Source organism: Castellaniella defragrans 65Phen, assembly GCF_000612685.1.
GTDB lineage: Bacteria > Pseudomonadota > Gammaproteobacteria > Burkholderiales > Burkholderiaceae_B > Castellaniella > Castellaniella defragrans.
In genome coordinates, this window is the sequence record NZ_HG916765.1 from 1,540,574 (window position 1) to 1,553,556 (window position 12,983).

15 protein-coding genes are annotated in these 12,983 nt (G+C 70.1%); 9 read left to right on the forward strand and 6 right to left on the reverse strand.

The genetic code is table 11. The features are described from left to right. From BN940_RS06950 to BN940_RS06965, 4 genes are all read left to right on the forward strand, one after another. Window positions 1-642 carry a peroxiredoxin gene (locus BN940_RS06950; RefSeq protein ID WP_043681481.1) on the forward strand — a complete coding sequence of 214 codons (642 nt, stop codon included), beginning with the start codon at window positions 1-3 and terminating at the stop codon, window positions 640-642. Window positions 643-1,138: 496 nt separating this feature from the next. After that, entirely contained in the window at window positions 1,139-1,486 is a 348-nt protein-coding gene (locus BN940_RS06955; RefSeq protein ID WP_148304907.1) for a hypothetical protein, read from the forward strand. A 157-nt stretch (window positions 1,487-1,643) separates the two neighbouring features. Beyond that, window positions 1,644-2,015: a 50S ribosomal protein L19 gene (gene rplS / locus BN940_RS06960; RefSeq protein ID WP_043681486.1), complete on the forward strand. Its 372-nt coding sequence runs from the start codon at window positions 1,644-1,646 to the stop codon at window positions 2,013-2,015. Window positions 2,016-2,084: 69 nt separating this feature from the next. Further along, complete coding sequence (locus tag BN940_RS06965) at window positions 2,085-2,936, forward strand: CoA pyrophosphatase (protein ID WP_084330556.1); 852 nt, start codon at window positions 2,085-2,087, stop codon at window positions 2,934-2,936. On the opposite strand, the gene BN940_RS06970 is transcribed toward BN940_RS06965, so the two are convergent. The 6 genes from BN940_RS06970 to BN940_RS06995 all read right to left on the reverse strand — a co-directional run bounded on the left by BN940_RS06970 (window position 2,929) and on the right by BN940_RS06995 (window position 8,264). Then, window positions 2,929-3,681, reverse strand: coding sequence for an SDR family NAD(P)-dependent oxidoreductase (locus BN940_RS06970; protein WP_043686183.1), 753 nt, complete (start codon window positions 3,679-3,681; stop codon window positions 2,929-2,931). The genes BN940_RS06965 and BN940_RS06970 overlap by 8 nt on opposite strands. 11 nt (window positions 3,682-3,692) lie before the next feature. After that, the gene (locus BN940_RS06975) at window positions 3,693-4,448 is read right to left on the reverse strand and encodes an SDR family oxidoreductase (RefSeq protein ID WP_043681489.1); all 756 of its coding nucleotides are present in this window, start codon (window positions 4,446-4,448) and stop codon (window positions 3,693-3,695) included. A 70-nt stretch (window positions 4,449-4,518) separates the two neighbouring features. Then, window positions 4,519-4,977, reverse strand: coding sequence for a carboxymuconolactone decarboxylase family protein (locus tag BN940_RS06980; RefSeq protein ID WP_043681492.1), 459 nt, complete (start codon window positions 4,975-4,977; stop codon window positions 4,519-4,521). A gap of 117 nt (window positions 4,978-5,094) precedes the next feature. Continuing rightward, window positions 5,095-6,000 carry an RNA polymerase sigma-70 factor gene (locus BN940_RS06985; protein WP_043681495.1) on the reverse strand — a complete coding sequence of 302 codons (906 nt, stop codon included), beginning with the start codon at window positions 5,998-6,000 and terminating at the stop codon, window positions 5,095-5,097. A 127-nt stretch (window positions 6,001-6,127) separates the two neighbouring features. After that, the gene (gene rsgA / locus BN940_RS06990) at window positions 6,128-7,027 is read right to left on the reverse strand and encodes a ribosome small subunit-dependent GTPase A (protein ID WP_043681498.1); all 900 of its coding nucleotides are present in this window, start codon (window positions 7,025-7,027) and stop codon (window positions 6,128-6,130) included. Beyond that, window positions 7,020-8,264, reverse strand: coding sequence for a M48 family metallopeptidase (locus BN940_RS06995; protein WP_043681501.1), 1,245 nt, complete (start codon window positions 8,262-8,264; stop codon window positions 7,020-7,022). Before BN940_RS06995 ends, rsgA begins: the two co-directional genes overlap by 8 nt. 55 nt (window positions 8,265-8,319) lie before the next feature. On the opposite strand from BN940_RS06995, the gene orn reads away from it, so the two are divergent. The 5 genes from orn to pgsA all read left to right on the forward strand — a co-directional run bounded on the left by orn (window position 8,320) and on the right by pgsA (window position 12,918). Next, the gene (orn, locus tag BN940_RS07000; RefSeq protein WP_043681504.1) at window positions 8,320-8,865 is read left to right on the forward strand and encodes an oligoribonuclease; all 546 of its coding nucleotides are present in this window, start codon (window positions 8,320-8,322) and stop codon (window positions 8,863-8,865) included. Window positions 8,866-8,931: 66 nt separating this feature from the next. Further along, complete coding sequence (acpS, locus tag BN940_RS07005) at window positions 8,932-9,372, forward strand: holo-ACP synthase (RefSeq protein WP_242404283.1); 441 nt, start codon at window positions 8,932-8,934, stop codon at window positions 9,370-9,372. Beyond that, entirely contained in the window at window positions 9,369-10,442 is a 1,074-nt protein-coding gene (gene nagZ / locus BN940_RS07010; RefSeq protein WP_043686186.1) for a beta-N-acetylhexosaminidase, read from the forward strand. Before acpS ends, nagZ begins: the two co-directional genes overlap by 4 nt. Next, window positions 10,405-12,228, forward strand: coding sequence for an excinuclease ABC subunit UvrC (uvrC, locus tag BN940_RS07015; RefSeq protein ID WP_043681510.1), 1,824 nt, complete (start codon window positions 10,405-10,407; stop codon window positions 12,226-12,228). The genes nagZ and uvrC overlap by 38 nt, the downstream gene beginning before the upstream one ends. A gap of 120 nt (window positions 12,229-12,348) precedes the next feature. Continuing rightward, the gene (gene pgsA, locus BN940_RS07020; RefSeq protein WP_043681514.1) at window positions 12,349-12,918 is read left to right on the forward strand and encodes a CDP-diacylglycerol--glycerol-3-phosphate 3-phosphatidyltransferase; all 570 of its coding nucleotides are present in this window, start codon (window positions 12,349-12,351) and stop codon (window positions 12,916-12,918) included. The last annotated feature ends 65 nt before the right edge of the window (window positions 12,919-12,983 follow it).

Here is a 12,983-nt window from a genome sequence, read left to right on the forward strand (position 1 = left end):
ATGGCCACTCTGCGTCTGGGCGACACCGCCCCCGATTTTGAACAGGAATCCTCCCTGGGCAAGATCAAGTTTCACGAATTCCTGGGCGACAGCTGGGGTGTCCTGTTCTCCCATCCGGCCGACTTCACGCCCGTCTGCACCACCGAACTGGGCTACACCGCCATCCTGTCGGGCGAATTCGCCAAGCGCGGCGCCAAGGTGATCGCCGTCTCGGTCGACGGCAAGCAGTCGCACATCGACTGGATCAAGGACATCAACGACACCCAGAAGACCGACGTCCAGTACCCGATCCTGGCCGACGAGGACCGCAAGGTCGCGACCCTCTACGACATGATCCACCCGAACGCCAGCACCACCGCCACGGTGCGCTCGGTGTTCGTCATCGACCCGAACAAGAAGATCCGCCTGATCCTGACCTACCCGGCCAGCACCGGCCGCAACTTCGACGAGATCCTGCGCGCCCTGGATTCCCTCCAGCTGACCGACAACTACAGCGTCGCCACCCCGGTGAACTGGAAGCAGGGCGAGGACGTCATCATCGCCCCCTCGATCAAGGACCCGGCCGTCCTGAAGGAAAAATTCCCCAAGGGCTACACCGAGATCCGCCCCTACCTGCGCATCACGCCGCAGCCGGACCTCTGATTCCCCGATCAGGTTCCGGACCGGATTCCGCATCGGATCCTGTACCCGATCCCCCGCATGCCGGCCCCGCTGCGGGCCGCCCCGACCCCGGCCGCCGGACCCCGTCCGGCGCCGGGGTTTTCGTTTTCGCTGAGCAAGCTGGCGAGCCTGGTGGATCGGTCCCGGGGCCGGAACAGGGCCTTGCAGGCCGCGATGCCCGGCAGGCGCCGCCGGCGGTTTCCGGTCCTGCCGCAGTAGCGGCCCTGTGTTCCAGGGGCGCAGGGTGCGGCGCGTGCCAGCTTCGCCGCCGGCACGGCATCGTCGCCCTCGTTGTCGGATGGATCGGCCCGCGTGGCTGCGCCCGGCGCGGGAACGACGCATGCGGGATTCCTTCCGGAAATTCTCCTCTTGCATCCACCACTGTTTCTTTGTACAGTATCTGCGAATACTGGATAAAACAACAGTTCCGGCGGCTTTCACGCCGGACGCACCTTGGAGGTTCGACATGGCGGGATCGATGGCTTGGAATGGGGCGTGGGGCTGGAATGGCGCGCACGCGGGCGCCACCGGGCGCGGCACGGCTCGCGGTTCGGCGCACGGCGCGGCGCGGGCCTTGCGTCCGCATGCCCCGGGCGTGCTGCAGGGGCCCTGGGTGCCGGGCGGCTCGTGGGGCGGCCGGCCGGCGGGGCACCCCGTCCGGCGGGGGCGGCCTGCGCGGGCGGCGGTGCGGGTCCATCGGCCCCGTGCCGGCCTGGGGCTGGGCTGGCGCCGTCTGGCGGCGCTGGCGGGCGACGTCCTCATGGTTCTCACCTGGGCCGCCATGATCCCCGGCATGATGTGGCTGGGTGCGGCCGCCGGGTTCTGATGGGTTCCGATGGCTGGGTGCAGCCGCCAGGTTCCGATGGCTGGGTGCGGCCGCCGGGTTCTGATATAATCCCTGGTTTGCATCCTCTGGCCCGGTCTTCCCAATACATTCACATTCGTGATCAAAACCCGGTGCCCATGATGCCCTGGAGCCTATCTTGAACCTGATCGAAACCCTCGAAAAAGAAGAAATCGCGCGCCTGACCGAAGGCCGCACCATCCCCGAATTCGCCCCGGGCGACACGGTCGTCGTGAACGTCAACGTGGTCGAAGGTTCGCGCAAGCGCGCCCAGGCCTATGAAGGCGTGGTCATCGCCCGTCGCAACCGCGGCCTGAATTCCGCCTTCACCGTGCGCAAGATCTCCTCGGGCGAAGCCGTCGAGCGGACCTTCCAGCTGTATTCCCCGCAGATCGCCTCGATCGAGGTCAAGCGCCGGGGCGATGTCCGCCGTGCTAAACTGTATTATCTGCGCAACCTGACGGGCAAGGCCGCTCGCATCAAGGAAAAGCTGGTTCGCAAGGCCGTCTGATCGCGGCATCGCGGATCGATCCAAGGGCACCCGTTCGGGTGCCCTTGTTGTTTTTGCCATCGGGATTTCATGTCGTATCGGATGCCGGCCCCGGACAGGGAACGAGTCGCAGGGTTCGATCCCCAGGTCCAGCCCATCTTGCCCTGCACGCCCTTGCCGCCCCTGCCCGCGGCAAGCCTGCGGCTGGACGCCATCCGCGAGGCCTTCCAGCATCCGGTCGAATGGCGGGTCGAGCCCCTGTTCGCCCAGGCCTTCGTCCCCGGCGGGGATTCCTATGCCCGGGCGCGCCAGGCCGCGGTCCTGATGCCGCTGGTCCAGCGCAAGGCCGGCCTGCACGTGCTCTTCACGCGCCGCGCCGCGCATCTGCACCATCATGCCGGCCAGATCAGTTTTCCGGGCGGCCGCATCGAGTCCACCGACAGCGGGCCGATCGCGGCGGCCATTCGTGAAACCCGCGAGGAAATCGGCGTCGATCAGCGCTTCGTCCAGGTCATCGGCACGCAGCCGACGCTGCTGACCACGACGCAGTTCCTCATGACGCCGGTGATCGGCGAACTGCTGCCGGGCTTCCACATCCGGCCCGACGCATCCGAGGTGGCCGAGGTCTTCGAGGTGCCCCTGGCGATCCTGATGGACCCCGGCCGGCACGTGCTGCACCGGATGGAATCCGCCCTGGGCCACGGACGGTGCTATTTCGCGATCCGCTGGCAGTCCCATTTCATCTGGGGCGCCACGGCGATCCTGATCCGCAATTTCTACCACTTCCTGGCGGCCTCGCAGGGCATCGTCGCCCCGGGTGTCGCACCCCAGGGCGTCGTTCCTGAGAGTGCCGTTCCGCAGGACGCCGTTCCGCAAGAAGAAACCCCTCAGGAGGAAGCCCCGCACGGGGCCGATCCTCAAGGCGGCAACGACCTCAAGTGACGTCCAGGCCGCCGTCGACGCAGAGGACTTGGCCGGTGATCCAGGCGGCCCCGGGCGCGGCCAGCGAGACGATCCAGGGCGCGATGTCCTCGGGTACACCGCGCCGACCCAAGGGGATCCTGGCGCGTTCCTCGGCCTTCACCGCCTCGATCCGTGCGGGCGTCAGTTGCATGCGCTCCTGCAGGAAGCGGGTTTCGGTCGGTCCGGCGGCGACCGCGTTGACGCGGATGCCGTCCGCCGCGAGCTCCAGCGCCCAGCAGCGCGTCATGTGTTCCAGGGCCGCCTTGCTGGCGGCATAGTGCGAGAGTCCCGCGGCGGCCTTGTGGCCGAAGGTGCTGGACACGTTGACGATGGCCCCGGCGCTCGCCTTCAGGTGGGGCAGGGCGGCGCGCGCAAGCAGCGAGGGGCCGACGACGTTGGTGGCGAAGATCGCGGCGATGCGTTCGGCGTCGGCCTGCGCCAGCGGCAGGAGGGCTCCGGCACCGGCGTTGTTGACCAGGACGTCCAGCCGTCCCCAGCGCCGGAGGGTGGTGGCGATGGTGCGTTCCGCATCCGCCGCGCTGGCCGCGTCCGCGACGATATAGTCGATGCCCGGCGTCTGCCGGGCGACGGCGGCCAGACGGGCCTCGTTTCTGCCGGTGATCACGGCGCGGGTGCCGGCCGCTGCGAAGGCCCTGGCCGCCGCCAGGCCGATGCCGGCTCCGCCGCCGGTGATGAGCGCGATCCGGGGTGTGGCTGTCTGCATGGAACCTCCCATCAGTGGGCCGGCACGGCTTGGGCCGCCAACCAGCTTTCCAGGGACAGGGTTCCGAGCCTGGCCTGCGCGCCGGGCATCAGGGTCGTGTCGTCGATCCGGTCGCCGAAATACAGCGCGTCGTCGTCCTGGACGATCCTTGCCGCGGCCGGTGCCGGGAGCGCTTTTCGCAGCAGGTCGGTCAGGCGGAACGGCGCGGGGCCCGCGACCTCGCGCAGGCCGTTCAGGGGCGGTTCGACGGCAACTCGGGCGAGTGCCGCGGCGACGTCATCCGCGGCCATCGGTTGCAGCAGGGCGGCGGGTGCCCGGATGATCCCGTCCCGCGTGAAGGACTGGGCGATGGCATCCAGGAATTCAAAGAACTGCGTGGCGCGGACGATCGTGTAGGGAAGCGGGCCGTCCGCGATCAGAGACTCCTGGGCGATCTTGGCACGGAAGTAGCCGCTTTCGGGCAGGCGCTCGGAGCCCACCACGGACAGCGCGACGTAGTGGCGGATGCCGGCTGCCCGTCCTGCACGCAGCAGCTTGCCGGTGGAGGCGCGGAAGAACGCCATCACGGCGCTGTCTTCAAAGGAGGGGGCGTTGGTGACGTCGATCAGGACCTCGGCGCCTTGCAGCGCCTGGTCCAGGCCTTCGCCGGTCACCGAGTTCACGCCCGAGGAGGGCGCGGCGGCCGGCACGCGGTGGTCCGCCTGCCGCAGGCGCGCCGAGAGCTTGCGGCCGATGAGGCCGGTGCCGCCGATAATGGCGATGTTCATCAGGGTTCCTTGAGTGAAAATGGGATCGGAGGGCGCGCGCCTTCCGGGAAATGGCGGGGACGGGCCGCGTTCAGTCGATCGGTTTCGCGGGGATGGGCGCGCGCATGCCGATGGCCATCCGGTTCCAGGCGTTGATCGCGGCGATCGTCCAGCAGAGTTCGACGATTTCCTGGTCGCTGAATTCGGCCTGGAGCGCCGCGAAGTCGGCATCCCGGTCGCCGTGCCGGTCGGCCAGGCGGGTCATGGTCTCGGCCCAGTTCAGCGCCGCCCGTTCGCGGGCGCTGTAGAGTTCGGTCTCGCGCCAGGTCGGGAGGCTGTTGATGCGCTGCCAGGTCTCGCCGTTCTTGCGCAGGTCGCGCGCGTGCATGTCCAGGCAGAAGGCGCAGCCGTTGATCTGCGAAACGCGGGTCTGGACCAGATCCGTCAGGATCGGTCCCAGGGCGGAGCCGGAGAGGGTGGCGTTGACGCCGGCCATGGCTTTGTAGGTCCTGGGCGCGATGTCCGTCCAGTTCAGGCGGGGGTACGACATGGAATCACCTCGAGTGGAAAGTGGAAGGGTTCACACTCAAGACGGACGGCACGGCCGTGTTGTGACGGCATCGTCCGAAAAATTTTTCCGGCCCGGTATCCTGGGCCGGTGCGCGGATCAGGCTTGAACGCTCAGTTCACAGCCCAGGAGCCGCGCGAGCCGCGCCAGCTTGTCGGGGTTGCGCTGCGCATGGATGCGGGTGATGCGCGCGCCGTCGGTCTCCAGGTACTGCGCCGATTCCAGCTTGTCGTCGATGAAGCGCAGCAGCCGCCATTGGCCCGCGGCGAGGGCGATCTCGCAGCGCACCCGGCCGCGGAAGCGCAGGCAGGTCGCCAGGTAGAGCTGCGCGATGCGCTGCCCGCCCCGCAGCGGCACGCCGAAGCTGGCGACCTTGCCGCCGCCGTCGCCGACCAGCTGAGCGTCGGCCGCCAGCACCGATTTGAGCGCGGTGAAGTCGCCGCTCGACGCCGCCTGCGCGAAGGCCTGCAGCAGGTCGCGCTGCGTCTCCGGCGCCACGGGCGCCGGCTTGCGCTCGTCCTTGAGCCGGGTCCGGGCGCGGTGCACCAGCTGGCGGCAGGCGGCCTCGGTCCGGTCCAGCACCCGGGCGATCTCGCCGTAGTCCTCGTCGAACACGTCCCGCAGCAGGAAGGCCGCGCGCGCCTCGGGCGAGAGCCGTTCCAGCACCGCCAGCAGGGCGTAGGAGACGTCGTGCGAGCGCTCCAGCGCCTGTTCCGGCGAGGGCGCGGGATCGGCCAGGTCCGCCAGGTCGGGCTCCGGCAGCCAGGCGCCGGCGTAGTGCTCCCGCCGCGCCTTGGCGGCCCGCAGCCGGTCGATGGACAGCCGGGTCGTGACGGCGACCAGCCAGGCCTCGATGTTCGCCAGGGCGCCCTGGTCCGCCGCGTGCCATTTCAGCCAGGCGTCCTGGACGACGTCCTCGGCCTCGGCCCAGGAGCCGAGCATGCGGTAGGCGATGCCCTGCAGGCGGGGGCGGTGGAGATTGAAGGTAAGGGTCGCGTCGCTCATGTCGGCATCCAGACGATCGAGGCCCCCATTTTGTGACAACCCGGACCCTCGGACCAGGGCCGCAGCGGGAATCGGCGTTGCGCCCATGGCCCGGTTCCAGGGGAGGGCTCAACCGGAATTGCAGACGCTAATACCGCTTTCCCGCCTCGTTTTCCGCCAGGATGCGCATGTAGAGGGCGTGGCGCTCGGCGCGCACCTCGCCGCGCGCGACGGCCGCCAGCACGCCGCAGCCCGGTTCGTGGCGGTGGGTGCAGTTGTAGAAGCGGCATTCGGCGATCGGCCCGGCGAATTCCGGGAAGCCCTGCTCGATGTCGTGGGCGCTCAGGTGCTGCAGGCCGAAGGCCTGGAAACCGGGCGAGTCGATCAGGCCGCCGCCTCCGGGCAGGGCGTAGCGCTGCGTGCGGGTGGTGGTGTGGCGGCCGGTGCCCAGGGCCTCGGAATGTGCCTGGGTCGCCGCCAGGGCCTCGGGCACCAGCGCGTTGAGCAGGGTGGACTTGCCCATGCCGCTCTGGCCCAGCAGCAGCGTGAGGCGGCCCTGCAGGCGGGGGGCCAGCAGGGCGCGCACCTGGGCCGCGTCCAGGGCGCTGAGCATGATGACCGGCGTGCCCAGCGATTCGACGGTCGCCAGCCGCGCGCGGGCGGCGGCGGCGCCGGGCAGGTCGGCCTTGTTCAGCACGATGAGCGCCGGCACGCCGGCGCTGGCGGCCGCCACCAGGGCGCGGCCGGTCAGGTCGTCGGAGAACCCGGGGTCGGAGGCCAGCACCAGCAGCAGCTGGTCGATGTTGGCGGCGAACTGCTTGCTGCGCTGGGCGTCGGAACGGTAGAACAGGTTGCGGCGCGGCAGGATGTCGAGGATGACGCCTTCCTGGCGGCCCTCGGGGCGCACGCGCACCCGGTCGCCCACGGCCGGGCCGGCCTTCTTGCCGCGCGTGTAGCAGTGGCGCTGGCCGCCGCCGTCGATCTCGACGTCGTAGTGGCGGCCATGAGCGGCGATGACGAGGCCCTGCAGCGCGGCGGGTTCAGGCATCGCGCAGGTGCGCGATGCGCACGGGGGCCGGCGGGTGGCTGTCGTACCAGGCCGAATGGATCGGGTCCGGCGTCAGCGTGGCGGCGTTGTCGTCGTAGAGCTTGACCAGCGCGCTGGAGAGCGGCGCCGCGCCGCATTGCCGCACCGCGTAGCGGTCGGCCTGGAATTCGTCGCGCCGCGACAGCAGGCTGGCGATGGGCGTGGACCAGAACGTCAGCACCGGCAGGGCCAGCATGAACAGCACCAGGGCCAGGCCGTCGTTGGGCCGGCCCAGTTGCGGGACGACGCCCAGGCCGGTATAGAACCAGAGCTGGGTGGACAGCCACGCCAGCAGGTGCAGCAGCACGCCGGCCGCGGCGAAGCTGATGACGATGCGCCGCAGGATGTGGCGGTGGGCGAAATGGCCCAGTTCGTGGGCCAGGACCGCCTCGACCTCGTCGGTGTTCAGGCGCGCGAGCAGGGTGTCGAAGAACACGATGCGGCGGTGGCGGCCGAAGCCGGTGAAATAGGCGTTGCCGTGGGCGGAGCGGCGCGAGCCGTCCATGACGAACAGGCCCGACAGGCCGAAGTGGCAGCGCTTGGCCAGGGCGTGGATGCGCTGGGCGAGCTCGGGGTCGTCCAGCGGGGTGAAGCGGTTGAACAGCGGGGCGATGAAGCTCGGGTACAGCCACAGCACGAGCAGGTTGAAGCCCACCCACACGCCCCAGGCCCACCAGGCCCAGTCGGTGCCGGCCGATTCCATGATCCACAGGATGGCGGCCAGCAGCGGGGCGCCCAGCACCAGGGTGACGGCCAGCATCTTCAGGGCGTCGGTGACGAACAGGCGCGGCGTCATGCGGTTGAAGCCGAAGCGGGCCTCCAGGCGGAAGGTGCGCCAGGCGGAGAAGACCAGCCCGACGGTGCCCAGCAGGGCCAGCACGACGCCCACCAGGGCCATCTGGCGCCAGAGCTCGGATTCGATGAGGCGGCCCAGGGCCAGGTCCAGCGCTTGCAGGCCGCCCAGCAGGGTCAGGCCCAGCAGCACGGCGGCCTCGACGATGCGCTCGATCATGGCGAGCTGGCAGCGCGCCACGGTGTAGTCGGCGGCGCGCTGATGGCTGTGCAGCCCGACGCGGTCGGCGAAGGCCGCGGGGACCGTGTCGCGGTGCGCCAGCACGTGGCGGATCTGCCGGCGCGCCAGCCAGTAGCGCAGCAGCAGGTCGCCCACCAGGCAGGCGAGAAACAGGAGGGTCAGCATGTCCGTCCGGCCAATGTGCGAAAATCGATTCTTTGCTAGCAGAGGATTATAGGATATGGCCGCGAACGATCAGCGCCTGATCTGGCTGGACATGGAAATGTCCGGCCTGGATCCCGAAAAGGAACGCATCCTGGAGATCGCCATGGTCGTCACCGAGCCCGACCTGACCCCGGTGGCGCAGGCGCCGGTGCTGGTGATCCACCAGGACGCCGCCGTGCTGGACGGCATGGACAAATGGAACCAGTCCACCCACGGCAAGAGCGGCCTGATCGACAAGGTCAAGGCCTCGACCCTGACCGAATCGCAGGCCGAGGACATCCTGCTGGAATTCCTGGCCCCGCTGGTGCCGGCCGGCAAGTCGCCGATGTGCGGCAACACCATCGGCCAGGACCGCCGCTTCATGGTCAAATACATGCCCCGGCTGGAAGCCTATTTCCATTACCGCAACCTGGACGTCAGCACGCTCAAGGAACTGTCCCTGCGCTGGAAGCCCGAGGTCTACCGCAGCTTCGTCAAGGCGAGCAAGCACGAGGCGCTGGCCGACATCCAGGAGTCGATCGACGAACTCAAGCATTACCGGGAACATTTCATCCGGCTGTGACGCCCGCCGGGCCGCCCGCGCGGCGGCCCGCGCAGCGTTCCACCGCCGTTTCTTCGGAGCCTGTCCGTGTCCAGTGCAGCCATCGCCGGCATCGGCACCGACCTGCTGCGGGTCGAGCGCATCGAGCGCATCTACGCGCGGCACGGCGACCGCTTCGTGCGCCGTATCCTGGGCGCCGACGAGCAGCTCGTCCATCGACGCCGCCGGGCGCGCGATCCGCGCCGCGGCATCCTGTACCTGGCGACCCGCTTCGCGGCCAAGGAAGCCTTCTCCAAGGCCATCGGGCTGGGCATTCACATGCCCATGGCCTGGTCCCGGGTGCAGATCCTGAACCGGCCCGGCGGCGCGCCCGAAATCCGCTTGTCCGGCCCCCTGGCCGACTGGTACGCCGTCCGTTTCGGCCGGGCGCACGTGTCCATGACCGACGAGGCCGACATGGTGGCGGCCTTCGTCGTGATCGAGGCCCTGCCCGCCGGACTCCACCCCAAGGAAAGCACCGCATCATGACCCCGCACCAGCACACGCATTCCGGCGGCGCCGCCATGCCTCCGGGCCCCGTCATGGTCGACGTGGCCGGGCTCGAACTGAGCGGGGCCGAGCGCGCGCGCCTGCGCCACCCACAGGTCGGCGGCGTGATCCTGTTCGCGCGCAATTTCTCCGACCGGGCCCAGCTCGCGGCCCTGTGCGCCGCCATCCACGGCGCGCGCGACGAACCCCTGCTGATCGCCGTGGACCACGAAGGCGGCCGGGTGCAGCGCTTCCGCACGGACGGCTTCACCCCGCTGCCGGCGATGCGGATCTTCGGCCAGTGGTACGACCGCGACCCCCAGGCCGCCCTGCGCGCGGCCACCGAGACCGGCTTCGTGCTGGCGAGCGAACTGCGCGCCTGCGGCGTGGATTTCAGCTTCACGCCGGTGCTGGACCTGGATTACGGCGTCAGCCAGGTGATCGGCAACCGGGCGCTGCACGAGGACCCGGCCGTCGTGGCCCTGCTGGCCCGCGCGCTGATCCAGGGCCTGTCCCAGGCCGGCATGGCGGCCTGCGGCAAGCACTTCCCGGGCCACGGCGCGGTGGCGGCCGATTCCCACCTGGCGATTCCCGTGGACGACCGGCCGCTGGAAGACATCCTGGAGGCGGACGCGGCGCCGTACCGCTGGCTGGGCGACCTGGCCCTGCCGGCCGTGATGCCGGCCCACGTCATCTATCCCCGGGTCGCGCCCGAGCCGGCCGGCTTCTCGCGCCGCTGGGTGACCGACATCCTGCGCGGCCGGATGGAATACGACGGCGTGGTGTTCTCCGACGACCTCACCATGGAAGGCGCGAGCGTGGCCGGCGACATCCGCGCCCGGGCCCTGGCCGCGCTGGCGGCCGGCTGCGACATGGTGCTGGTCTGCAACCGTCCCGACCTGGCCGACGAGCTGCTGGCGGCCCTGGCCGGCCGGTCGCCGGACCCCCAGGCCGCGCGTCGCATCCGGCGGCTGATGCCGTCCCGGCCCGCGCCCGACTGGACGGGGCTGCTGTCCGATCCGAGGTATCTCCGTGCCCGAAGCCTTCGATCTGAAAACCTTTCTATCTGATCTGCCGCACCTGCCGGGGGTCTACCGCCACATCGACGCCCAGGGCGAGGTCCTGTACGTCGGCAAGGCGCGCGACCTGAAGCGCCGCGTCAGCTCGTATTTCCAGAAGTCCGGCCACGGCCCGCGCATCGAGCACATGCTGGCGCGCGTGGCGCGCACCGAGATCACGGTCACGCGCACCGAGGCCGAGGCGCTGATCCTGGAAAACAACCTGATCAAGCGCCTCAAGCCGCGCTACAACATCCTCTTCCGGGACGACAAGTCCTACCCCTACCTGCACATCACCGCGCACGAGATCCCGCGCATCGTGTACTACCGGGGCAGCACCCACGGCCCGGGCCGCTTCTTCGGCCCCTATCCCAATTCCTGGGCGGTGCGCGAGACCATCCAGATCCTGCAGAAGGTCTTTCGCCTGCGCACCTGCGAGGACAGCGTCTACGCCCACCGCACGCGTCCGTGCCTGCTCTACCAGATCGGCCGCTGCTCGGCGCCCTGCGTCAACCTGATCTCGCCCGAGGACTACCGGGCCGACGTCGAGCGCGCCATCCGCTTCCTGGAAGGCCGGGCGAGCGAGGTCATGGACGACATCGAGCGGCGCATGACCGCCGCCGCCGAGCGCCAGGACTTCGAGCAGGCCGCCGTGCTGCGCGACCAGATGCGCGCGCTGGCCAAGGTCCTGCAGCAGCAGACCATGGAGCAGGTGGGCGACGACAGCGTCGACGTCATCGCGGTGGAGCCCGCGGGCGGGCGCGTGTGCGTCAACCTGGCGATGGTGCGGGCCGGGCGGCACCTGGGCGACAAGCCGCTGTTCCCCACCCAGGCGCAGGACGAATCCCCCGAGGAGGTGCTGAGCGCCTTCGTGGCGCAGCACTATGCCGACAACCCGGCCCCGCCCGTGCTGGTGTGCTCGCACGCCCTGTCCGACCCCGACCTGCCGGCGCTGCTGGCCGAGCAGCACGGCCACCGCATCCGCGTGCTGACCCGGCCCCAGGGCGCGCGCCGCGCCTGGCTGGAGCAGGCCCAGCGCAATGCCCGGATGGCGCTGGCGCAGCGCCTGTCCGAATCCAGCGCGCGCGAGGCGCGCACCCGGGCGCTGGCCGTGGAGCTGGACCTGGACACGGACGACGCCGCGCTCGACGCCCTGCACATCGAGTGCTTCGACATCAGCCATACCTCGGGCGAGGCGACCCAGGCGTCCTGCGTGGTGTACCGCCACCACGCCATGCAGACCTCGCTGTACCGGCGCTTCAACATCGCCGGCATCGAGCCGGGCGACGACTACGCCGCCATGCGCCAGGCGCTGACGCGGCGCTACGCGCGGGTGGCCGACGGCGAGACCGAGATGCCCGACGTGGTGCTGATCGACGGCGGCGAGGGCCAGGTCGGGGTCGCGCGCCAGGTCTTCGTCGAGCTGGGCCTGGACGTCAGCCGCATCGTCGGGGTGAAGAAGGGCGACCACCGCAAGGTCGGCCTGGAGACCCTGGTCTTCGTCGACGGCCGCCCGCCGGTGGCGCTGGGGGTGGAATCGGCCGCCCTGATGCTGGTGGCGCAGATCCGCGACGAGGCCCACCGCTTCGCCATCACCGGCATGCGCGCCCGGCGGGCCAAGGCGCGCAACGTCTCGCGCCTGGAGGACATCGAGGGCGTGGGCAAGCAGCGGCGCCAGAACCTGCTGGCGCGCTTCGGCGGCTTCAGCGGGGTGGCCGACGCCAGCATCGACGAACTGCGCAGCGTCGAGGGGATTTCGGAGGCGCTGGCCGAGCGCATCTACCACGCGCTGCGGTAGGGGCGCCGCCCGTTTCGCCGGCCCTGGCCGGGCCCGGCGGCTGCAGGGGGCGTGCCGCGGGCCGGGGGCGGGCCAGGGTGCGGGCGGCGGGCGGTTCCTTCAGGTAGTATTACGCTTATCATGCCGCTCAATATCCCCATCGCCCTGACCTGGCTGCGCATCGCCATGATCCCCCTGATCGTGGGGCTGTATTACCTGCCGGACGCCTGGACCGGATCCGGCTGGCGCGACACGGCCGCCGCCCTGGCCTTCATCGTGGCCGCCGTCACCGACTGGCTCGACGGCTGGCTGGCGCGGCGCTGGAACCAGACCTCGGCCTTCGGCGCGTTCCTGGACCCGGTGGCCGACAAGCTGATGGTCTGCGCGGCGCTGCTGATCCTGCTGAACCTGGACCGCGTCGATTCCCTCATCGCCCTGGTGATCATCGGCCGGGAAATCACCATTTCCGCGCTGCGCGAATGGATGGCGAAAATCGGTGCCAGCAGCAGCGTGGCGGTCCACTGGCTGGGCAAGTTCAAGACCGCCGCGCAGATGGTCGCCATCCCCTGCCTGCTGTACTGGCAGCCCCTGGAAGGCGTGCCCACCCACATCGTCGGCGAAGTCCTGATCGTGATCGCCGCCATCCTCACGGTCTGGTCGATGTGCTACTACCTGAAAAAGGCCTGGCCGGAGATCCGCGACCGGTCCTAGGCCGCCCCGGGGCGGGCCGCGCCGCCCGCCTCTCCAGGCGTGCGGCCCGCGCTTCCGGCATTCCT